Genomic DNA, 22,396 nt, shown 5'->3' on the forward strand with positions numbered 1-22,396 from the left:
TGAAGCTGATTTAATCCAAAAAAAAGGATTCAATCAGTGTTGAGATAGATTTCTCTTCATCAATCAACGAGCGATATTCTTTAGAGAAATAAAGGATTTTCGCCCTGGTCTCATCATCAAAAACATCAATACTAAAGGCGTATTGCTCCACCAATATATCATACAGTCTCGTGTAGCTCGTCTGAAAATCAAAGAGCTGTTTATTTGCTATTTCCTCGGCTTCAGCAGACTGAAAACCTAGGAGTATAAGCCTTTCCAATTCGCTATAATAGTGTTGAATTCTTTGATTGATAAGAGATTCCAAATCAGCTTTTGGATAGTAGTCCAAGATGTCAGGATTATTTGCTTCTAAAAAAGCAACGACTGTTTTTTGTTTTTCAGAAATGACAGAGTCTTTGAAGGATAATTGCGCTTGCATATAAAAGATAGTTTAGTATGTATATAACTAATTTTAACATAAAATTAATAACTTTAAACATTATTCAAAATTTAAAAAGTATAATTTGGAAGAATACATTAAAAAAATAGAGATGAACTAAAGAAGAATCTGAGAAAATCGGCATGACTGTTGTCCAAAGACAGCCTTCTCGGGGCAGTTGGACAAGGCTTACTAAGACAGTCTTTGGAAGTAATTGCAAGAGTTCCCATCATGAAATATAGGCTTTAGCTACACACGATTTCATGATGGGAACACTTGCTTGGGTTATAATAGTAGAAATAACACCTACATTTTGTTGCCTATTTGTAGAAGAATGAGCCCATAGAGGTCGTTTTAAATTGTTTTAAAATTTACCTAACGGATTTATTCAAGAAGAATAGTGAAGTCAATATTGAGGGGAGGCATATCAAGTTGTATTGATAAAAAAGCAGCTTCAACATTAAGGTTGAAGCTGCAAAGGAAGTGCTATTTGTTAAAGTTTAAGCTCAACTAGGTATTTATAACAGTCTCTCTTTAAATTATTGAAGATTTACAATTGAAGCCTTAAATTTTACACCTTTAAATCTTAGTGTATCAGGAGAATCTGCAAACCACTTCTTGCCATCATCTCCCAATTTTAATATAAAAGTAGCATCAAATTCTGCCTCAATATAGTTGTTTGTTAAATCTAATTTAGTAATCGTTAACCTGTTTTTTTCCTTTGGGTTACTCAACACTATATAGGTATCTTTTAAAATATGTCCATCATCTTGTTTTGTAAAATATGAAGCGCTGACAGTATTCGTGTTAATCGTGGAATCATTCAAACAATTACTTTGAACGGATTCTCCCGTAAATTCATGTTTTATGATGTCAAAACTTCCTTCTCGCAATGGAATTTTACCAATTCCAAAAGCCTCTCTAAGAAATCTATCTTCATTATAAACTACAATTTCAAAGCTAATACTTTGGGTGCATTTCTTTGAATAACCAATTCTCAAATTAGTGTTTTGCCAAGGCTTTCCATTAATAGCTCCCGCTATTACTTCTCCGCTAACATGTGGGTCTATTTCTTCATTTTTACAACTTTGAAACCATAGTAAAGTTGTAAGTATCAATATCATTATTGTGTATTTCATCGGATATGATTTTTATCTCCAACCACGTCTTTTATATTATGATTGAAGTACGATTCACTTAGAGATTACTAATTTTGTTGTGGCAGATGCAATATCAGATGATAACTTAACCATATATGTTCCTGATAACATATTACTGACGTCAAGGGTTTTGGAATATTTTCCTTCCTTGTAGCGTTCATTAGTAAATAGGTTTACGGTTTGTCCAGTTATATCTATCAAATCAAGTGAAATATTTTGTTCAATTGGATTATCGAAATTTAGAGAGAATGTTGTTTGATTTGGATATCTGAAAAAAGCAGAATGGAATAATAAAATGATTAGAAAGAGAAATTGTTTTTCTATAAAGAGAATAGGTTTTTTGTTCCCCTTTATAAAGGTAGAATTTAGGCTTTTCATAATAAAAAAGTTAATAGTTAGAGCTTACTTTGTTAAGGGCTTTTCAGCTGTTGCCCCTATCATATTCTATTGTAGATTGATAGCTGTTAAAAATTAATAATGTATAATTTTAATGCTTAATGGAGTAAATTGATGATGTGATAAATTATAGTGTAAATATTTGTTTTTTTTTGAAGTATTCCAAATTATTTTATGCTTATTTTAATTATATTTTATATGTAATTTGTTCAAAAAACAACAAACTTAGTTTTATGTAATTATCTATTATACGAATAGTTGTGTCTTCTGATTACACTTTTAACCACACCAATGATTTTAAGCATTTCTTTTATAACAAAAGAGTAAAGTTTCCGGTATGTGGCATCATATAAGATTATTCTAGACTAGGGGAGTAAATGCGAACTATTAAGGCTAAACGTAATGATTCAAATAGTAAGTTTCTTGATTATTCTAGAAGTAAGATAAGAATAATGTATTTTGTCGCAAGAAGTCATTCTAATGGAAGTTTCTCTCTGAGAAGAATAAGCTCTTTGTTTTCTTTTCTATGACCAGATTTTCAACCCTTATTCTACTGAGAGTTATTCTGGAAGCCTTATTTTTGATTTCTGCGTCTGTATAGATGGTCGTAAATAATTGTTGGACAGGTAGTTAAGTGTGGTTTTCTATTGGTAGCAAAGTCAGTAGCATCAAACTTTGAGTTTACCTCAAATACTACTTGTGAGTGATACCTATATCCAGAATTTATCATTTTAATACTAATACACTAATTCATAATTAGTACTTCTACCTCCAGCATTTTCTTTCTTTAAAACTCCTTTTGACATTAAACCTTGAATGTCTCTCAGGGCTGTATCTGCCGAACATTTGGCTATTTTTGCCCATTTAGAAGAAGTAAGTTTCCCTTCAAAATTATCCATGAGTTTGTTCAATAAAAGTTGTTGTCTTTCATTAAAGGACGTATTTCTGTGCTTTTCCCAGAATCTTGCTTTTTTCAGTACTTTTTCAAGAATTATATCCGTGTTTAGTAAAGCTTCTGTTAAACATGTTAAAAACCAATCAAGCCAAATAGTTATATCCGACGTGCCTTTTTGTACTTTTTCTAAGGTTTCATAATAAAGATTTCGCTGTTTTTGAATCTGTGCCGACATACTAAAAAATCGTTGGCTACTGCCATCTGCTTTTGATAATTGCATATCTGTGATGGCTCTTGCAATTCTACCATTACCATCATCAAAAGGGTGAATAGTGATAAACCAAAGGTGGGCAATTCCTGCTTTTAAAACAGGGTCAATCACTTGGTTTTCATTAAACCATGTAATAAATTTTTGCATTTCTTGATTTACTTTTGAGGCTTCTGGTGCTTGAAAATGGATTCTTTCTCTACCCATTGCACCCGACACAACTTGCATAACGCCAGTTCGCCATGTAGCTACCGTTATCGGGTACATTCCACTTCTTCCAGTTGGGAAAAGTGCAGCGTGCCAATTAAATAAACGTTCATCGCTCAGTGGCGTTTGGTTATTCTGGGTGGCGTCTAACACTACTTCAACGATGCCATCAACATTTCTATCAGAAGGTACTAAGCCAACAATATCTATTCCTAAACGCCTTGCTAAAGAGGAACGAACTTGCTCTGGATTAAGAAATTCTCCTTCAATTTCAGTTGATTTTAGTACATCTAAAGTAAGTGTAGCCAGAAAAGCCTCTTGTTGAAGCACAAAGCCTAACTGTTCCATTTTACCCATAAGTCTGCCTTGTAAATTTCTAACCCTGCCAAGTGGTGCAGAAAGCAAAGCATCGTCCCAAGTAAAATTTGTCCAGTCAGCCTGTTGATGTATGTAGTTACCCATGTTAAAATAGATTATGCGGTGAATATAGCGATTATTCTCCGCATAATATGCGGAGAATAGCTTTGTTTTTCTTCGCAAGGCTAACTTGTTGTTTAATTAAAAAATATTTCTGTTTCGTAGAGGCTGTAGACAGAGTAAGTATTTTCTTCATTAAGTATTATACCTATTTATGGGGATTGATTGTGTCTTTTTTGCCAACTAAATTTGTTTTATATTTTTTAGATGTCTCTTGTAAATAACCCTTTCTAATGTGCTGTGAATATATGTTGGTATCAGTGACACAAATTTGAATGATTATCCAAATTTTTATATTCCCGTTAAACTAAAACAATTTAAACTTCACAATTATGAGGATTCAATTAAAGCGAATTGGGTTAAGTATGGCACTTTTAGGCTCTTTGCTGTGCTTAACATCTATGGATGCTACAAATAAGGATGATGAGGGTGTCATTGTTATTGGAGTAGCATATACAAAGAAAAAATGTACAAGTGGAAGTGTTTCAAGTACATTTTCGGAGGTAGCAGGCTATTCATACTATACATCTGAAGGAAATGATTACAATTCTTTATCAACAAGAATACAATCTGAATTGGCAGAACATTATGGGATTAGTCGAACAGATGTTTCTATTAAATCGTCAAGAAGTCCTTTCGCCGTTATTATCCAATACGATAAAGAAATAGCTGGCTGGAAGTGTTCAGTAGTAAAATATGCAGTTGGTTTTGGAGATGATGAAGACCAAGCTGAGGCTAATGCTGTTAAAATGAAAAATTATGATTCATCAAGGTCTGTCTATTCAAAAATTAAAACGATCCATAAAAAATAAGCCTCATTTTTCCGCCAAAACATAATTAAATGGGAAGAATAAGATATTGTTCTTCCTGATACTTTCAATCCCTAAATGATTGCTTTAAGTGTAATTTCGACTTCTTAACTTCAAATATCAATATCACTAATTTTTACAGGGATGATTTTTTATCGGCAAACTCATCAATGATAGTGAAGCTTTCAATTTGCAGCACTTATTTCTCACACATTGGATAAATTGAATGTACTTGGTCAATTTTTCTTCCAATAGCCCATGAGTAATCAATTCAATAATCAATGCCTTTTTTATCAATTATCGAGGTATTAAGTGCTTCAAAAAACGATTGGTATTTTTCAGGAACTTTTGATACCTCATGATATATAATGGCACAACTTCAAAGCGTCTTTGATTCTAAGAGACAATTCATTCTTGGCAATAATCTCTTTATAGGTTTAGACTTCTCGTTGAAGATTTAGAGACTCTTTGTCATTATCAGAACCATTAGCAACGGATAAATTTGAAATTCCACCTTTTTTAAGGATTGATACCCTGTTATAGATATTTGCACTGGAGACATTAAATTCTGTGGAAGCTTCAACTGCTAAATATTCTTTGTAATACTTTGCGAAAGTTAGCTTTTCTTCCTGACTCTATGATTTTTGATGTTTGCCTATGACAACACAAATTAAAATATAACTTAATATGTGTCCAAGTTTTTAGTGGGCTGGATTCCAAGTAGCTGTGTTAGCTATCTTAGTGGCAGGTTATTTTCATGGAAACTTTGTTTAGGAAGGTTTGTATATACGAGTCCATCATTTTAACTGATACAGTTTGGTGAACAGACTCTACGATACCCCTGTTTTACTATGATTTTTACGCCATATTGAATTGATTGTTTCTCAAGTAAAACCAAACCTGCATTGGTACAAAGTTTTTCAAGTGCTGGTTCAAGTAAAGTAATTTCATTCGGTACAATAATATCTTTTTTAGGACGAGTAGGAGTATTGGGATTGATTTCCTTTAAAATGGCATTGATTATCAATAGTACTTCATTGATAATCAATGCTATACTGTAAATAATATTGTCGAGCTTTTTTCATTTTGTACCTTTAGTAGCAAGCGATAATGTGTCCACGATAATTCGTTAAGCACTACGTGACGAATTGGAAAAGCAAGATAGAACTGACGAATTTACTCTAAATTGGTATGATTAAATCCTTTTCCAAACTCAGCAGATAATTCTTGAGACAATCGTTGTAAAATATTATCTCCATATTTAGCCCTTCCATTTCCCTGTTGCTCTCTTCCACGATTTTCTGACCAATGTGTCAATAGGCATCAATCATCGAAAGATTGACAGTCGAATAAGCCCTTTGTTGATTGTTGAACATTACGAAGAATTTCGGAAATAGAATAATAAAGTGTAGTCATGGTTTTGTTGGAATTTATTGGGAAAGACAAGGAATAGTTGATGGATGAATAGGCTCAAATTTTTCTCAACAAGACAATTGTTGACTAAATAGATAGTTGTTTATTCTGTATAATTAGGAATTGGATTCCTAATTATACAGAATAAACACAAGAAGAGAGAATGAGTCTTAATGAAAATATCCGTAACCTACGGCGGTTTTTGCACCGATGCCTTTGTCTGATAAAGCATTTTTCATCCATTCAAAAGCCGTTTCCAGTAGAGTAGTACTTTCTTTATCTTTACAACCCAAGATAAACTGAAATGCTGTATCTTCAACTGTTAAAAAGAAAATGGGATTAGGGTTTTGTATATCTGTCGGAGCTTTACCTTCGCCATAATAATCAGGATAATGCACATTCATTATATCAGGTTTTATTTTGGGAGGAGTCAAAGGCATAGCATCAAAGAAAGCGATTTTTCCCTTTCTTGATTCCTTATAATAACTTTGGTCAACACACCCAAAAATATCACAGAACAGCTTATTTTGAAATGCTTGCGTTTCATCGCTATTATACATTTCAGAGATTATATAGCTTCTTGTAATTCCTTTAATTGCACTGGCAGGAATATAAGGAAAACCATAAATATGGTGCAAGGTGATGCCTGTTTCATACACACTGTCAGTGCCTAAACCAACAATTACTCGCCAGTTGGGTTTGAAAGAGTGACATTTTATAAAATCTTTATAGAAAATTTTTTCGGCATTTGACTTGTGCCGTTTGACCAAATCATCAAAGACAGACTTTGTTAAACCATAAAACTCTCGTATTTCATATTTATGCTCTTCATATTTACCATTTGCTAATTTCTCTGAATAACTACCAAAGAAGCGAAATTTATAATTATTTTTGCTGTCTTTTTCCCAACGAGAAAACTTATTGAGCTTTAATGCAAAATTATCAAAATCAATTGTTTTAAATCTCTTTAATTCATTTGTAAGATTTTCAGAATACTTTGGAAGGTAAGTCGCTCTATCAAAGTTGAAAGAGTCGTTTCTTTTGTTCTTCCAAAGTTTATTATATTCATCCATAATACTTGTGTTTGTAGTGTTGTTACGACTAGAATCAGGTATTAGCTCGTTAAGTTTGGAAAAATCATTTATAGTTTTTTTGTTCTTTGCCATTTTTATACAACGTCTTGAGCGTTATTATCGTCTTCTCCTTCAATTAAACCTTCCGAAAATCTTTTAAGCCAGCCGAATAATGTAATCACTTCACTTGTTAAGGCTCGATATTTATTAGAATCCAACTCAACAATTGATTTTAATATATCGTTTTGGATATAATCGTTAAAGTAAGCTCTACTTTGTATCCATGTTTGTGTTTGTTCATATAACAAATGATAAGGTGTACCGTCTGATTTACCTTTTGCCTTCATATAGGCAAAAGTAGCTCCAAGTCCATGTGTTTTAATCAACATTGGAATTTTACGAGAATAAGCTTTATATTCTTTAGCATATTTATGGAAATAATTTACTAAGTCAGCCTCAAAGTTATCTTTTTCGTTTTTCCAATTGCTAAGATTAGTTTCTGCATCTTTTAAGAAAGCATCTAATAAATCCTTGTTTTGTTGGTTTTTTTCAAGTTTTTTCTTGAATTTATCTTTGTATGCTTTGATAAATAAATCAGAAAAATCTATCGTTTTGCCATCAAAAATAAATGTGTCTAAACTCAATACTTGATTGACACATTTATAAGCATAATCAGCACGTCCTTGCTCTATTCCTTTTACTGTTGTCATCGCTCGTAAGGTTTAAGTGTTAGAGATTTTTGTTTGAACAATTCCTTTTCCTAATGTAGCACCACCTCCAATTTGAAAAATACTTGGCAACTTTTTGATAAACGCACACATAACTTTTTTAGACAAGTCTGTTTCTTTTTTACACTCTTCCGTCTTGTCTAACTCCTCAATTGTAAGGTCTTTTACAGTTTTCCCATGTTCATCTTTCTTTTGGGAATCAACCATAATTGGTGCAGACATTACCATGCTATACATTACTGTTTCAGCAGGTAAAAACTCTTCGGTAAATAAAGCTCCATTTTTAACTGTTCCTTTATCATTATCAATACCAATTCTTGTAATCACCTCAGTACTTAGATTGACAAAATCGGTAAAGTCATCGTTTGATAGTACTACAATATCTTCTTTAATCTTATCATTCCAAGACGTAGGTAAATTATCTGAAAGCCAATTTTCTAACGGTTTACCATCTATTGTTAAAGACGCTGATTTATAAATAAAAGCATATTCTTCTAATACAATTGAGTTGCCTATTTTAAGTTTAGATTTCGCTTGATTTAACAATAAACACATACCTTCTTCAAGTCCAGTTTGATAATCTTCCTTGATTGTGAAAGGTTTATCTGTCAAAGCCATATCTCTTTCAAACTGTTGAAGTACTTTAGGGCAGGTAATCCAAGCAAAAACGCCTTTCATACTTTTAACTGGAAACAAGAGTAAACGAGCATCTGTAAATGCCAACGCCCCTGCATGAGCATCATTGCCTGCGTCTTCTGTCCCGAAAAGAGCGTTGGTAATAAGTGAATTTACTCCTTCAACACTTTCAAAAGCCTGTCGAATTGCTCCCTTTAAAGAAGAGCTTTCGATTTTAGGAAAAGAAGTATGTCGTTCTCGTTGAATAGGTAAATCAACTATACCCAAATCTGAGCCACTGCCAGCGTGTAAGGGCGTTTCACAGATAAAAAATAGGGGTTTGGCGTTTTGGTACATAGTGTTGTTGTGTTATGTGTAATACTTATTTGCTATTGTCCTTAATTATTTCCTCAAGTTCCTTCTTAATGTTATCAATACTCCAAATTGGCAATCCTGCTTTTTGAGCGGCTGTTATTGCCTCAAACGATTTCTTTAGAGGATATTTAGGTATTGGAGTAGATATTTCACTTTCCAAAAGAGGAGTTATGAGGGTTGGCTTTCCATATACTCCCGAAATAGCATAAGTAGAATACTTTGTACTTTTGGCAACATCTCCATCCATAATACCGCTTTTACATTCGATATTCAGAATTGTTCCTTGATTAGTAAATATCAAAATGTCGAACTCATCTAATTGACTTTCAGCTTCGTCAGAATAAGTTCTTACGCTTGAATATATACCTAAAGAGTATTTGACCGCAGTACCATAAAGTACATGAAAACACATTTCTTCTAAGATATACCCAAATGGAAACTGGTTTTTTGAGCCTAAACGAAATCTTCTTAAATAACTATTATCATTATGAATGTCCAGTTGACAGAGTTGGTAAATTTTTTTCCAAAAAGATTCTTTATCAGATTGTGTAAAATTTGTACCATTTTCATGTTTCTTCTTGTTGAGTAAAACTAAATTCTCTCTAAGATTTGAAGAAGTATTTTTATATTTCTCATAAAAATCTAACCAAAATACTTGCTCTTCTTTATTACTCTCTTTCATGGAAAGAGTACTTTGTGCGTTAAACCCCATCAATTTCAACGCCGTTTCTATCTTTGTTCTTTTAGGTAAGGAATACGGTATAAGTATTTCCTCATGGGCTGATTTGACTGATATTTGTCCTGTATTTCCTTCTAAATAAGCAACATAATGCTCTGGCTTATCTTTCACATATTCCAGTACTGCCAATATAAACGGGCGTTGCCCTCCAGTTAAATTCCAGAAAACTTTTTTGTTTTTTAAAGCTTCATCAAAAGCTTTTATTGTTTCAGATACTTTTAGAAATTCATTTTGTGCTATCTTGATTTCATGAAATGTAATGATGTTTTTGTCTAAAGTATCCTTTAGATTTTTATCCCATTTTGCGTTTTCTTTAACTTTAGTGGTAAAATTTGTGTCCTTGTAAAGCGTAACAGTATAAAAATCCTTGAATTTAAACTTATCCATTACCAAAGGAATATAATTTACCATTTGATTAAGGGTAGAGGCACATACATAACTGTATTCACCAGAATCTAAATCAAATGTGTTTTCCCCATTTAACTCATCTGTATTGTTCATAGGTTAATTTGCTTTAAAAGGTATAACTTGAAACTTTCCAAAACCATTACAATTAGCTGTATTGTCAGTTATTAATGTTTTTATAATATCAGCCAAATTACTATTATTATTTTCTTTTTTAAAAAGATAAATCGACCCCGCAGGAACAGCCTTTTTCATCGATTTGGGTTCTTTTTTATTTACATCAAATCCACCTATTGAGAGATATTTACCTATCGAGGCACTTACCAATTCAAAACCATCTATGTTATTAAGTTCTTCTATTCCATCGCCACTTTCCCAAAACGTGGGGCTTTGTATATATACTTTTACATATTTTGCTTGCTCAATATCTGTTGAGGAAATCGGTATTTTAGGTTGTTCAATTTTCTTAAATGAAGCCAGTTTTCCTTCTCCACCTAATTTGAGAATGCCATTGTCAAAAGCATAATTAGACTCATATTCAACCAAAAAGCCCCAATTTTTAGCAAACTCTACCATTTCCACTTTATAGAATTGTTCGTTTACTGTTGTTCGTGAGGTTTTAGATAAAGCAATGCCCACTTTAGGGTTTTTCGTGCTAAAATTATCAGGTGTATAAACCGTTGTTCTATAATTTTGCCTTGCGGTGTATGATTCAAATAAATCTTCTACATTGATAAAAAGATTTTCTTCTCGTTCAGTATCCTTGATACTTGGCTTTAGTAATGTTGAAAATGGTACATTTGAAAGGGTGTTATTAATGTATTTTTCAGTAAAGAAATACTCCCTTTTATCATCTACAAACAAATCCAGTGGTGCAGGAATAAGCGTCTTGCCTAATACAGGATTATGTAGATATATATGATGGACTTGAAGTTTTTGTAGGTCTTCGTCCTTAATAGAAAATTTTTGTAATCGTTCTTCTCCACTATTGATGCAAAGGCTTGTAAATAATGCACCCCAAATCACAGATGGATAAGGAATCACCATAGAACTATCTACAAAAGCTTCTTCGCCCTTACTGAAAGGTTTTCCAGAACGAAAAAATAAGGTATCGAGTGGTTGAATAAATAAATATGATTTGTTCATGAGTTGCTTTATTTTAGTTCTCCTGCAATTTTTTCAGCCATTTTGACAAACGATGCAAAGTTATCTATCGACGTTTCTAAGTTTTTTCGATTAAAACCCCTCAATAGAATTGTGTTAACCAATGGCTCATAAATTGACATTTCAATGTTATGCCAGTCTACTGAAGGACTTTTTGCACGTTTTATCAAGCGTTTTAGTTCTACCTTTAACATAGATACTTGTGCCGTAAAAGCAAATTCATCTGATAGCTGCCCGATAATAGGCTTACAGTTTTTTACAAACTTGAAGAGAAAGGTTGAGCTTATTTCTTTATTTTTAAAGGCTTTGGCTAAATCAAACAATAAACATAAATCATCATTCTTACAATACGTTTCACCAATGATTGACGAGCGATTCATAAAAGCTAATCCAGAGGCGTTTTTATCATCAAAGCTTTTTTTCGCATTACCTTGTAATCTCCTAACCTGATTTAATACATCATTTAAAGGCGTTTTGTAATGTGCTATGACAATCCCAGCTGAGAAAGATAATGATTGGTTTAAAGGTTTGTTCACTTTCTCTTTAAAAGCCTCTTGTAGGCTTACAAGCACAGAAGATAAATATTGAATATTAACAAACCCTAAAAAATCATCACCACCAGCGTAAATGGTTTTGCCAGAACTGTTAACAATTACAGTAGCCTCTTTAGCAAAATCTATTAAATAGCCAGATATGTTTTGATGAAAAACTAGCAATGAAATATCTTGAGGTAGATATTCACCACTAAGCCATTGCCCCATGCTATCACCATCAAATGAAATGAGAGCGTAATGTCTTGTATTTAAGGTGTGTGTAAAAGAGGGTATAAACTTTTCCAATATCATTTGTCTCTGATAAGGATTAGGAAAATTTTCTTCTGTGATATTCTCTCTGTAATAATATTCTGTGTCAAAAGAGGTAATGAAAGGTTGTTTAGCGTTAAAATTAATATCAGTAAAATTTTGTAGGCATAAGCTTACTATTTTATTAGGATTAAAGATAATGTCTTTATACTCATTGAGCGTTTTTAGAGATTCTCCTGATATATTTTCAATATCGGCTTTTAGTGCTATTTCAATTGTTGAGGGAAAGCTTTGGCTATCATACATTCTCTTTAGAAAGCTAACGGCACTTAGTCCTTCATTTTTAGCTACTTTAGTACTTTCAAGTGTAATTGCAAAAGAATTCCATTTTGAGTTTAGATAGTTGGAATTAGTGCCTTCACCAAAAAATAAGGCATTTCGTTCACCATCAAGGCTACATTTACGCCCTTTTTCACCAGCTCCTTGATTAAATTGTTGAAATCGGCGTATATTTTTCATACTAGCTAACTGCTGCTGTATATTTGAGTAAGCAGTATTATAGTCATCGTTCTTTATTTCTTCAAACACCCAGTATATCTCTAAATGCTGTTCTATTTGTTGTTTAAAGTGTTGTATAAATATGTCTGTAGGTGCTAATTTGCATAGTTCATCCCAGTTAGAGAATTTATATCCCTTCATATATTTATTTAAAATACCTAAAGAAATATTATAAAATTCATCTCTAACTTTTTTCTCTACAAACGCTCCATCCTTTTTAGGACTTTCTGTTTCGACAATATACAAAAAACGATTGGGGACAGATTCAACATCTATTTTACTTGGAAAAATAGGCTGAACATTCTTTAAAGATTTTAGTCCTGTTTGGGCTAAAATGGATAATATCTGACTCCCTGCATACAAATCTTGCGTTTTCCTTGCCTGAGTAATAAACGATTGTACTGGGCCAATGGTGAAAAGGAAGAGGTGTTTTTTGTTATTGCTCATTATATTGATATTTTCCCGTTGATACTTGTAATAAAGTCATTCTTCAAATTTGTAGTTGGAATGTTTGGATAAACAGCTTTCTTTTGCTCTTTACTTGACAGCTTTAGACTTACGCCACTTTCTAATAATTGAGAATTAAAATTGATAAGTATAGGATAGAATTTCTCACCTACTTTGATAATTTCAATCATCAAGCTTGAAGCACTGCGTGTAACTTTATTTCCCCCTTCAATCAACGCACTTTTTTTTAAAGAACTGTATCTATAGCTTATTGGAAGACCAAAACTTGCTTTTTCAATTGTTTGATGTTCTGTGCCATTTACTATGTACTCTTTTACGCTGTCGTAATCTGGTTGTCTTCTACGTCTGAAATTCATATAGAGTTCCCCAATGTTGTTTAAAGCATCCTCTGCCTTGTTACATCCATTATCAATAATATATATACTGTAATTCTGAAAGTTAGGATACAAGGTTTTTGTATCAACTGAATTTGTTCCAAAATGCTTTTTTATTGTATTTAAGCCTTGCCGAAGATATTCAGAATGTTCTATTAAATTATTTGAGGTGTTGTTAAACTTAAAATCATATTTATTATTTGTATAAGTTTGAATAATAAATCTACCACATCCTCTTCTTGAACGAGTACCCAATGCACCAATATTAGAAAGTAACCAAAAACAATAAGTCGCTTCCAATAAAGCTTCCTTGTCAATTGATGACAATACTACTTTAAAACTACCTGATGTAATAGCTTTCTTCTCATTCATAAAGACCGAATACATAAGATAATCTCTACCGTGCAAGGTTTCAGATTTGTTGATATTATCATACTTAGGAGTGATTAACTCTGTACGTATGATAATCTTACTTCGCTGTTGAGTACTCCCAAATATCTCTCCTTCAAGCTTTCGCATCTCATCAATTGGTAAATGCCCATTCATCGCTCTCCACCAGAAGCGTAACGCTCCTTTGATAGAGGCAGGGCGTAATTCGGGAGTAGTGCCGTCTGCTCCTGCCAGAAACATCGGTGTAATTACTTCGCAAGTAAAAGTGATGGTTTGCATATATGTATAATGTTTTTATCTATTATTTTTCACTTGTGAAACTGTTCCAAAACCCAAGCTTACGCCTTTGCCCAGCCCGATGAAGTCGGGGAGGAAGGCGTTTGTTCTAAAGCGAATGTCGAAGGCTAAGAGCTTTTGTTGTTTGTAAGGCACTATTTTTGATTTTAGTACTTCGTCGATACGTAATGAAATCGGCTTTTCCACATCCCATTTTACTCCTTTGGCAAATGAAATGATATTGGCTTTGAGTACATTTTCTAAAAACTCTATCCGCATTAAATCATCTTGGATTGCCTGATACTTTTCGTAGTTTTCTTGGTTGAGTGCCAACCAATTATACAGTCGGTAGTCGAAAGACTTTTCCCAAATCTGTAAATTGTATTGTGGCATTTGTAGGTTTTTAACAACCAAATTCACAGGGTGTTGACCAATCATAATACTGAGATTTTGATTGTTGAATAGATGGTGAATCTCATCCACGCCATAATCAATACAGATAATGGCAGGGTTTTTACCAATACGTTTGTACTGTATTACTGGATAACCATATAGGAACTCACGGTCGTTGAGATGATTGTGGAAAATGATATGTTCGTTACCTGCTTTGGCAATTACCCCACCTCTAAAAGCAGGGATTTCGTAGGCCTCAATATCGGTGTCGAACTGAATTCTTAATAGTCTAATTTTCGGCATTACGGTTTTTGTAAATGTTTAGTGGTACAAAGGAAATGGTATAAAGTGTAATCTATTTGCACTCAAAAAATTTATATCTAATCAAAACTGAGATATAAATTTTTTAAAAGACGTATTCAAATGGTTGTCATCATTTATGATTATACATTAAATGATAAAAGTATAATTATTTTTTATAAAAGTATCAGGTATTTATACCTGTTTTAACTAATTGATTTATCGTTATCCAATTATCTTATGAATGATAACAAAATGTAGTTAAGCATCATTCTTTGTTTATTTTGTCGCAAAAATCTCCTACATTTTCGACAAAATAAAATACTTGTAAAAATTGAAATAGCGAAAAGGGGTTCGCTATTTTTTGCTGAAGATTTTCTTTTTTTTGGATTCTAAAAAGCTGTCTTTAAAGTCTCAAGGAGTTTGATAATCAAAGGGGATTCACACGTGTAGCATTTGGTTGTATGCGATATTCGGTACTATCAAACCAACAACAGAAGTAATCAGGAGCAGAGATAAAGCGAGGATTATTCCGACAGGTATCATGGCAATGAATGCTTAGAGGCTTTCTAGTCAAATATCTATGAATATGGTTTATCTCACAGTTGATGCTACTAGAAAAATAAATTTAGAAAGAAGGAAAATTGTATTCAAGAAAACTGCCTCCCAAAATCTGGAAACTTATTGGAAAAACAAGTACATTGGTTATTCAAGCCTTAAAAGAAATGACGATAACAACTTATAAATGTATCAATTTGATTAGAAGTTTCAGGGATAATATCAGCCAACAATTGGGTATTTGCGATGGTGGGGCATTCAAGGTACTTCTGCTCAATTTATTGTCGATGTTTGCTAGAATTTACAAAGCTCAAATTTAGCACAACAGTAGCTCCACTATTAAATACCTCGTTGCCTGCTGGCGTTTTGTCCACACGTTATAAATTTATAAAAAACCTACGTTTGTCTTTTCCTGTCGCACCAATTTTATTGTAAAACTTGATGGCTCTTTCGTTGAATATTGGTGTCTGCCATTGAATATTTACACAATTGTTTTTCTGTCCGATATGTTTTAATTTTTCAAAAACTTGTTCTCCGATTTTTAGTCCACGAAAATTTGGGTCTAAATAAAGGCAGTCCAAATATAAAAAAGTCTGTGCGTCCCAAGTCGAAAAATCAAAAGTATATGAAAAGTAACCTGCTAATGCTGTTCCACTTTCAATTACGTAGCAATACAACTTCGGATTTTGTGAAAAAATTGCATTTTTGAGTTGTTTTTCTTTACCAATAGACTTGTATGTTACTTGTTCATATTCAGCGTGGTTTTGACATAATTCAACCAAAGTTGCTAAATCTTTTTCTTCTAATTTTCTGATTATATAGTCCATTGTTGGCTGATTTCGGTTTGCAAAAATTCAATAAAATGCTGAAAATAATCGGGATAGGTTTTGTTGTTCATATACGCAATATAATGTTTCCTTTTCAATCCATTTTTCCCAATTTTTATTGCTTTTATTGAGTTGTTTTTTAAATAAGGCTGTAAAGCCCATTTTGCCATTGCCATAATTCCCATATCGGCTTTTACCATTTCAATTGATGCTTCAGTTAGTGGTAATGGCGTTATTTTTTTAGGACTAACTTTTGCTGGTTCTAACAAAAACTGATAAATAGTTACAGTTTCTAATGGCAAAGAATGTATCAACAAATGTTCATGAATAAAGTCTTCGGCAACGACAAATTTTTTCCCAGTCCAAGAGTGATTTTCAGAAACTACCATCATCATCTCATCTTGAAAAAGTTCTACATACTTAATGTTTTCGTCTTTAATTGGGTCACTAATAATGGCAATGTCTAAAATATTTTCTTGTAATTTTTGTAAAGGATAATGAGTTGCTTCCATCACAATTTTCAACTCAATGTTAGGGTATAAAAGATGAAATTGCTTTAAAACAGAAGGCAACCAATGATAACTTGAATAACATTCTGTGCTAATTCTTATTTCGCCAACTTCGCCAAAAATCAGTTGCTTGATTTCTTTTTCAGTGTCGGAAAGTTTGTCTAAAATCTCGTTGGCTGTTGCATATAATTTTTCTCCTGCTTTCGTTAAAATCAATTTTTTATTGATGCGAAGAAATATTTTTGTACCCAATTGATATTCAGCTTCTTTCAATTGATGACTTAACGCCGATTGTGTTAAATGCAACTTGTCGATAGCCTTTGTAATGCTACCTTCTTCTACAATAGCTTTGATAAGGCGTAAATGTCTAATTTCCATTTTCTGTTCTAAATTTTATACAAAGTAACGATATTAAACAATCAGATTTATATGAAAATAATCGTTACAAATGATGAATTCTTTTCGTTTTTATGGCGTACAAAGTTATTTTAGTTTTGCATCATTATTCATCTTAAAATTTAGAAAAATGGATTTACAAATTAAACATTACGAAAACAAATTAGCCTTTGAAATGGATCCGTCAGATTTATTTGATGCATTAAATAACAATGAAAAAATTGTTCCGCTTGATGCAAGAAAACAATTTGGCTTTGAAGCTGAACATATTCCAATGGCGATAAATATTTCGCATCGTGAAATGAATGAGGAAAGCACCAAACATTTGGATAAAGATGTTTTGTATGTAACTTATTGCGATGGAATTGGCTGTAATGCTTCGACAAAAGGAGCATTAAATATGGCAAAATTAGGTTTTAAAGTCAAAGAACTAATGGGTGGAATTGAATGGTGGAAATTTGATGGTTATGCAACCGAAGGAGCAAAGTCAAGTCCAAGTGGAGAAAAAATTAAATGTGCCTGTTAATTTAAAAGCTGGGTAAATGTAGATTTTATAGGTTTATGTTTGTCCGCTTTCGTTTAGAGGTGTATCTTCTTCGCTTGCATATAGCTCATAAATATATCCATGTTTGCGTTTTTCCTCTAAAAAAAGTGTTGATATAAGTAAATCAATTATCACTCTATGAAATTTACAGATTCCTGATTTTCAATTAAATATATTCGTTTTTTGCTAGTTACGCCTTTGAATACCTGATTTACAATAAAAAACGAAAATATCTTTTTTACTGAACAATTATAAAAATCACTGTAAAAACGACCTCATTTATTTGGGGTTTCAGTAAAATTTGCTAATTTTATGTCAATAGGTGTAGAACTATTTATAAAGAAATAGCCTAAGGGATTTTCCCTTAGGCTATTTCTTTATAAATATCTTCAAAGATTAAAATCCCTTTCAAAAAATGTAAATCTTATCACAATATTAGTTCGTTCAATCACAATGCTCATAAAATCGCTATTGATTTGGTATAAGTCATGAGGTGTCTTTTAATCATACAGTATATCTCTTAAAGAAGATATATTATATTTTTTTCTATTATACATTGCATGTAACTAATAATATTATAATCATAAAAAATAGAACAATTGGCTAATAATCAATGATTTATTGTAAAAATGGCTAGTTTAATTATGATTTAATAAAATATTTTATTTCATTTGATAGAGAATTATTTTGATGATGAATTTATACATGATTTCTCAAATTATATTTCTTACATAATACTTAACAAAAATTGCGTTTACTTCTCTATCTGCTTTGATATATCCATGAATTATTGATTGCCTAGAGGGTATGAAAATACTTACTTATAGGTTTTATTGTTCACTCTTCTAAATATATAAGCAGTATGAAAAACTATCTATCAAACAAGAGCTTCAAAGATTATGAAGATATCCCTAACTTGGATATATTCCAAAGGGCTAAGGCACATGAAGAGTATTTAGATTATCTTAAAGTCAGTGGGTACATGAACTATCGATTACTGGTCAACTCAGGTTGTGGCCCTGAAGTCGATTTAGCTGAGGATGGAGATATTAAAAAGGGAAGTTATGTAAGTTTTGTATGCAATGACTATCTGGGCTTCACACAACATCCAGCCATTAAAAAGGCAGCTATTTCAGGCATCGAAAAATACGGTACTGGAGCTGGTTCCTCGCCACTGATAGGTGGTTATTTTGATTATCATCAAGAATTAGAGGATAAACTATCTACTTTTTTCAAAAGACCTCTGGGTTCCTCCATAGCATACACTACTGGTTATACGTCTAACAGTGCTTCCTTACAATGTTTGTTAAAACAAGAAGATATAGCAATTGTGGACATGGCTGTCCATGCAAGCGTTTACGAAGGGATACAGGGAACAACTATCAAGCGTTTTCTCCATAATAATCTGGATGCCTTGGAGCGTATACTCTCGAACGTCAAGGATAAATATAGAACTAAAATGGTCATTGTTGATGGAGTTTATTCTCAAGACGGAGACCTAGCACCTTTAAAAGAAATTATCAGCCTTACGCATCATTATGGAGGCGTAATCTTAGTTGATGATGCTCATGGGATTGGAGTAATCGGAAATACAGGGCGTGGAGCGATGGAGTATTTTGAAGTGATGGATAAAGTGGACATCATTACAGGAACATTCAGCAAGACATTCAGTAATGTTGGAGGGTATCTGATAGCCAACCCAGAACTGATTTCTTATTTACAGTTTCAATCCAGACAGTATGCTTTTTCAGCAGCAGCGACTCCAGCTATTTCAGCAGTAAGCAGGGCTATTGAGCTAGTTGATGAAGAGCCTCATTGGCAGAAAAGGTTATGGGAAAATATTACCTATTATAAAGAGGGTTTAACAGACTTGGGATTAGATGTCGGTACTACAAATTCTGCTATTATTCCTGTAAAAATCGGAGATGTACAGAAGAACTGTGAGGCGGGTAAATTACTGCTGGAATGCGGTATTTATACTAATCCCATCATGTATCCTGCGGTATCACTCAAGGACTCAAGGATAAGAATGAGCTTGATTGCCACTCATACCAAAGAACACCTTGATAAAGCACTCAATGCGTTTGATTATGTCAATAAAAAGTTGAACATTGCAAAATCTATGAAATAAAAGCAATGGGCAAACAAAAAAATACAGATTCCGAACAAAAAAGTGAAAAGTCAAGAAAAGTAACGGCTGGCCCCATCAGAGAGAAAGCTCGATCAATAACAAGATTAGTGGCAGCAGTAGGAGGGGTTATTCAAAAAAAAGGATATACTGGCCTGACTGGACCCAATATAGCCAAAGAAGCTGGTTTAGATAAAAAGCTAATCTGGACTTACTTTGGCAGTATAGACAATCTAGTCGAAACCTATATTCTGCAAAGAGACTTTTGGAACATGGCCGACCAGAAGATTATCTCGGGATTACTAAAGAACCCAGATGACATTGGTAAAAAAGACATTACAGCCTTGCTTCATGGTCAGTTGGAGCGGATGATGAAAGACAAAGTGCTACAACGAATTATTCACTGGGAAATCGGAGAAAAGAATAAAACACTACGTAAGGTAGCAGACGAAAGAGAAAAAATAGGAGAGTCATTATTTCAGATTATCGAACCAGACTTCACCAATACTGGCGTGGACATAAGGGCTAAACTGGCTCTTCAGATTGCGGGCATTTATTATCTTGTCCTTCATGCCAAGTATAACGGCAGTTTATTTTGTGGTATAGACATTAATAAACCGACGGATTTGGAACGTTTGCAAAAAGCGATTGAGGATAATGTCAATGCCATGTATGATGAGGCAAAAGTGAATAAATAGCTTTTATTCACAATTATCTTTTTTGTTTAATTATGAATAAGCCTTATGAATTTTTATATGACTACCCGCCCTTAAGCGTTCAGCAGGCATTGCCTGAAAGTTACTTCTATTTTTTTGCCAAGGCTCAAAAGTCACAGTTTACGCTGTTTGATTCAGCGAGTTTGATAAGCCAGAGGCTCAATTTTCGCCCCTTTTACATTGAGCTACTAGAAGTAAACAATACTTTGCCTTTCCGAATGACTTATAAGATTACTGAAAAGCAGCATTTCTTATTTTTTGTACTGCATGGTAGCATAGATTTCACGGATACCGAAGGACTTTTTATTTCTTATGCCAGACAAGGGCATTATGCAATGACTTATAATGACATAGGTCTGTATCGGGTAAAAATGCCACCTGGCAGAAACATCGTCTTATGTATCTCCATATTGCCAGAATGGCTAGTATTTGTGTCTAAAGATTTGCCGATTTTAAAGAAATATCTATCTACATTGGATGCTGAAGTATATCCCAATGCCATGTTACCCTACTGTGAAATGGATTTACACATACAGAAAAGGCTCAAAACGATTTACTCTGAAATTTCAAATGGTGTCGGTTCTCTTGACGGCTTGCTAAGATTACAAATTTCACGAACATTAGAAAGGTATAATGTACTAGCCGAGCAGCAGCTGAATAGTATTCCTTACAGAGTAAAGGATTACTTAGATAGACATTTCTACGATACAGACCTTAATTCACGGCGAGTGGCGGACTATTTTGGAAAAACCGAACGTACACTCAGAAATCATTTCAAGGCAACTTTTAATATCACCATACGAGACTACTATACTTCGTGCCGCCTACGTCAGGCCATACTATTGATGAAAAGCAAAAATTTACCTGTAAGTGATGTATTTTACCAAGTGGGATATAATGATGAAAGTACTTTTAGATATGAGATGAAAAAGTACAAAATACGGATGGCATAAATATGAGTGCTGAATTGTGAGTGTTGATTTTTGAATGTAAAATGCTGAATTTCAAAATGTTTTAAAATCTTAGATAATTCTGCACGATTACTTAAACCGCAAATACCTGCGTCAAAATACTTTTAAAAATAGCGAGGTGAAAAATTGGAAAGAATGGAAGCTAATTCTCCTAAAAACCCTTCCAATATTCTGTTTCGTATATCAATGAAGGTTATGAACTTTGTCAGGTAAAATTTTACCAATATGAAGATAAAGCTTGTACTCCTGATATTGCTGTCACTTTGGATACCCGTAACGGTGGATAAAGCCATGGATTTTGAAATCTTTAAGACAGGTATCCTCAAACAACCCTTCAATGATACTTTGGGCTATATTCTTATCTACACTTTGCCGTTACTGGAGTGTCTTACCATCCTATTTCTTCTTATCCCACGGATGCAATACTACGGGATGCTACTCTCGCTAGTCTTGATGTTAGCCTTTACAACTTACGTAGGTCTTGCCCTAGGCGGAGCTTGGGAAGAACTACCCTGTGGCTGTGGGTCTGTAATCAGTTGGATGAACTGGGAACAACACTTCTGGTTTAACCTAAGTTTTACGGTGCTAAGCGGATGGGGTTTTTATTTGGAGAAACTAAAACGAAGCAGTGACGTGGGAGGCGTTACCGCTGAGGGCGTGCCGGCCTAAAGGCTCAATACATTTTCAAACCTTTTAAATTTAAAATTTCATGAAAAATTTAATGAAGAAAAACCTCGTGTTTATTTTTGCCCTTTTTGTAGCGACAACAACCATGTCCTTTAAATTGGCAGAGCAAAAAAATGTAAGCGATTATTGGTTTGCAGTAGATGTTGATGGTGACACCATTGTAGGTTCCACGGATGCACCTTCACCCGCTGATGACTGTAACGAAGAAAACTCCTCAAACCTTTGTAAAATTCGTTTGAATACATCCAGTGCACCTGCTACAGTAACGCAAGCCAACGCCTCTAACCTCGTTACAGGAGATGCTCATAGAACACCTTAATTAAAAATACCCTGTGCTTCTTTCATTGAAGCACAGG

General features: G+C 33.4%; 25 protein-coding genes. 9 read left to right on the forward strand and 16 right to left on the reverse strand.

Going from position 1 to position 22,396, the window contains the following annotated elements:
- Window positions 1–10: 10 nt before the first annotated feature.
- The 4 genes from VB776_RS08665 to VB776_RS08680 all read right to left on the reverse strand — a co-directional run bounded on the left by VB776_RS08665 (window position 11) and on the right by VB776_RS08680 (window position 3,806).
- Window positions 11–418, reverse strand: coding sequence for a hypothetical protein (locus VB776_RS08665; protein WP_323328069.1), 408 nt, complete (start codon window positions 416–418; stop codon window positions 11–13).
- A gap of 539 nt (window positions 419–957) precedes the next feature.
- Window positions 958–1,557 carry a hypothetical protein gene (locus tag VB776_RS24625; RefSeq protein ID WP_323328071.1) on the reverse strand — a complete coding sequence of 200 codons (600 nt, stop codon included), beginning with the start codon at window positions 1,555–1,557 and terminating at the stop codon, window positions 958–960.
- 54 nt (window positions 1,558–1,611) lie between these two features.
- A complete protein-coding gene (locus VB776_RS08675; protein WP_323328073.1) occupies window positions 1,612–1,956 on the reverse strand; it encodes a T9SS type A sorting domain-containing protein in 345 nt (114 codons plus the stop codon).
- A 755-nt stretch (window positions 1,957–2,711) separates the two neighbouring features.
- Complete coding sequence (locus tag VB776_RS08680) at window positions 2,712–3,806, reverse strand: Fic family protein (protein WP_323328075.1); 1,095 nt, start codon at window positions 3,804–3,806, stop codon at window positions 2,712–2,714.
- A 416-nt stretch (window positions 3,807–4,222) separates the two neighbouring features.
- Between VB776_RS08680 and VB776_RS08685 the strand changes: the two genes are divergently transcribed.
- The gene (locus tag VB776_RS08685) at window positions 4,223–4,633 is read left to right on the forward strand and encodes a hypothetical protein (protein ID WP_323328077.1); all 411 of its coding nucleotides are present in this window, start codon (window positions 4,223–4,225) and stop codon (window positions 4,631–4,633) included.
- A 799-nt stretch (window positions 4,634–5,432) separates the two neighbouring features.
- Here VB776_RS08685 and VB776_RS08690 read toward each other — a convergent pair.
- The 10 genes from VB776_RS08690 to VB776_RS08735 all read right to left on the reverse strand — a co-directional run bounded on the left by VB776_RS08690 (window position 5,433) and on the right by VB776_RS08735 (window position 14,707).
- Complete coding sequence (locus VB776_RS08690) at window positions 5,433–5,678, reverse strand: hypothetical protein (RefSeq protein ID WP_323328079.1); 246 nt, start codon at window positions 5,676–5,678, stop codon at window positions 5,433–5,435.
- 128 nt (window positions 5,679–5,806) lie between these two features.
- Entirely contained in the window at window positions 5,807–5,947 is a 141-nt protein-coding gene (locus VB776_RS08695) for a DUF1016 N-terminal domain-containing protein (protein WP_323328081.1), read from the reverse strand.
- Between the two features lie 266 nt (window positions 5,948–6,213).
- Window positions 6,214–7,209: a type III-B CRISPR module RAMP protein Cmr6 gene (gene cmr6 / locus VB776_RS08700; protein ID WP_323328083.1), complete on the reverse strand. Its 996-nt coding sequence runs from the start codon at window positions 7,207–7,209 to the stop codon at window positions 6,214–6,216.
- A gap of 2 nt (window positions 7,210–7,211) precedes the next feature.
- Window positions 7,212–7,826: a type III-B CRISPR module-associated protein Cmr5 gene (gene cmr5 / locus VB776_RS08705; RefSeq protein WP_323328085.1), complete on the reverse strand. Its 615-nt coding sequence runs from the start codon at window positions 7,824–7,826 to the stop codon at window positions 7,212–7,214.
- 12 nt (window positions 7,827–7,838) lie between these two features.
- Window positions 7,839–8,816, reverse strand: coding sequence for a type III-B CRISPR module RAMP protein Cmr4 (cmr4, locus tag VB776_RS08710; protein ID WP_323328087.1), 978 nt, complete (start codon window positions 8,814–8,816; stop codon window positions 7,839–7,841).
- Between the two features lie 25 nt (window positions 8,817–8,841).
- Entirely contained in the window at window positions 8,842–10,074 is a 1,233-nt protein-coding gene (locus tag VB776_RS08715) for a Card1-like endonuclease domain-containing protein (RefSeq protein ID WP_323328089.1), read from the reverse strand.
- 3 nt (window positions 10,075–10,077) lie between these two features.
- Window positions 10,078–11,124 (reverse strand): type III-B CRISPR module-associated protein Cmr3, encoded by a 1,047-nt coding sequence (gene cmr3 / locus VB776_RS08720; RefSeq protein ID WP_323328091.1) that lies wholly within the window; start codon window positions 11,122–11,124, stop codon window positions 10,078–10,080.
- An 8-nt stretch (window positions 11,125–11,132) separates the two neighbouring features.
- On the reverse strand, window positions 11,133–12,950 hold the full coding sequence (cas10, locus tag VB776_RS08725; RefSeq protein ID WP_323328093.1) for a type III-B CRISPR-associated protein Cas10/Cmr2: 1,818 nt from the start codon (window positions 12,948–12,950) through the stop codon (window positions 11,133–11,135).
- The gene (cmr1, locus tag VB776_RS08730; protein ID WP_323328095.1) at window positions 12,950–14,014 is read right to left on the reverse strand and encodes a type III-B CRISPR module RAMP protein Cmr1; all 1,065 of its coding nucleotides are present in this window, start codon (window positions 14,012–14,014) and stop codon (window positions 12,950–12,952) included. Before cmr1 ends, cas10 begins: the two co-directional genes overlap by 1 nt.
- A gap of 15 nt (window positions 14,015–14,029) precedes the next feature.
- Window positions 14,030–14,707, reverse strand: coding sequence for a CRISPR-associated endonuclease Cas6 (locus VB776_RS08735; RefSeq protein WP_323328097.1), 678 nt, complete (start codon window positions 14,705–14,707; stop codon window positions 14,030–14,032).
- Between the two features lie 574 nt (window positions 14,708–15,281).
- Between VB776_RS08735 and VB776_RS24560 the strand changes: the two genes are divergently transcribed.
- Window positions 15,282–15,449 carry a DUF6088 family protein gene (locus tag VB776_RS24560; protein ID WP_407653806.1) on the forward strand — a complete coding sequence of 56 codons (168 nt, stop codon included), beginning with the start codon at window positions 15,282–15,284 and terminating at the stop codon, window positions 15,447–15,449.
- On the forward strand, window positions 15,430–15,582 hold the full coding sequence (locus VB776_RS08740; protein WP_323328099.1) for a hypothetical protein: 153 nt from the start codon (window positions 15,430–15,432) through the stop codon (window positions 15,580–15,582). The genes VB776_RS24560 and VB776_RS08740 overlap by 20 nt, the downstream gene beginning before the upstream one ends.
- A 57-nt stretch (window positions 15,583–15,639) precedes the next feature.
- Here the strand turns inward: VB776_RS08740 and VB776_RS08745 are convergent, their stop codons facing one another.
- Window positions 15,640–16,089, reverse strand: coding sequence for a GNAT family N-acetyltransferase (locus VB776_RS08745; RefSeq protein ID WP_323328101.1), 450 nt, complete (start codon window positions 16,087–16,089; stop codon window positions 15,640–15,642).
- On the reverse strand, window positions 16,077–16,976 hold the full coding sequence (locus VB776_RS08750) for a LysR family transcriptional regulator (protein ID WP_323328103.1): 900 nt from the start codon (window positions 16,974–16,976) through the stop codon (window positions 16,077–16,079). The genes VB776_RS08745 and VB776_RS08750 overlap by 13 nt, the downstream gene beginning before the upstream one ends.
- 148 nt (window positions 16,977–17,124) lie before the next feature.
- On the opposite strand from VB776_RS08750, the gene VB776_RS08755 reads away from it, so the two are divergent.
- From VB776_RS08755 to VB776_RS08780, 6 genes are all read left to right on the forward strand, one after another.
- Window positions 17,125–17,520, forward strand: coding sequence for a rhodanese-like domain-containing protein (locus VB776_RS08755; protein ID WP_323328105.1), 396 nt, complete (start codon window positions 17,125–17,127; stop codon window positions 17,518–17,520).
- A gap of 880 nt (window positions 17,521–18,400) precedes the next feature.
- Complete coding sequence (locus VB776_RS08760) at window positions 18,401–19,669, forward strand: aminotransferase class I/II-fold pyridoxal phosphate-dependent enzyme (protein WP_323328107.1); 1,269 nt, start codon at window positions 18,401–18,403, stop codon at window positions 19,667–19,669.
- A gap of 5 nt (window positions 19,670–19,674) precedes the next feature.
- The gene (locus VB776_RS08765; RefSeq protein ID WP_323328109.1) at window positions 19,675–20,364 is read left to right on the forward strand and encodes a TetR/AcrR family transcriptional regulator; all 690 of its coding nucleotides are present in this window, start codon (window positions 19,675–19,677) and stop codon (window positions 20,362–20,364) included.
- Between the two features lie 32 nt (window positions 20,365–20,396).
- Window positions 20,397–21,335, forward strand: coding sequence for a helix-turn-helix transcriptional regulator (locus VB776_RS08770; protein WP_323328111.1), 939 nt, complete (start codon window positions 20,397–20,399; stop codon window positions 21,333–21,335).
- Window positions 21,336–21,578: 243 nt separating this feature from the next.
- Window positions 21,579–22,022: a MauE/DoxX family redox-associated membrane protein gene (locus VB776_RS08775; RefSeq protein WP_323328113.1), complete on the forward strand. Its 444-nt coding sequence runs from the start codon at window positions 21,579–21,581 to the stop codon at window positions 22,020–22,022.
- 52 nt (window positions 22,023–22,074) lie between these two features.
- On the forward strand, window positions 22,075–22,359 hold the full coding sequence (locus tag VB776_RS08780) for a hypothetical protein (protein ID WP_323328115.1): 285 nt from the start codon (window positions 22,075–22,077) through the stop codon (window positions 22,357–22,359).
- Window positions 22,360–22,396 lie beyond the last annotated feature (37 nt).

The organism is Arcicella gelida (assembly GCF_034931025.1).
In the GTDB taxonomy this organism is placed as follows: domain Bacteria; phylum Bacteroidota; class Bacteroidia; order Cytophagales; family Spirosomataceae; genus Arcicella; species Arcicella gelida.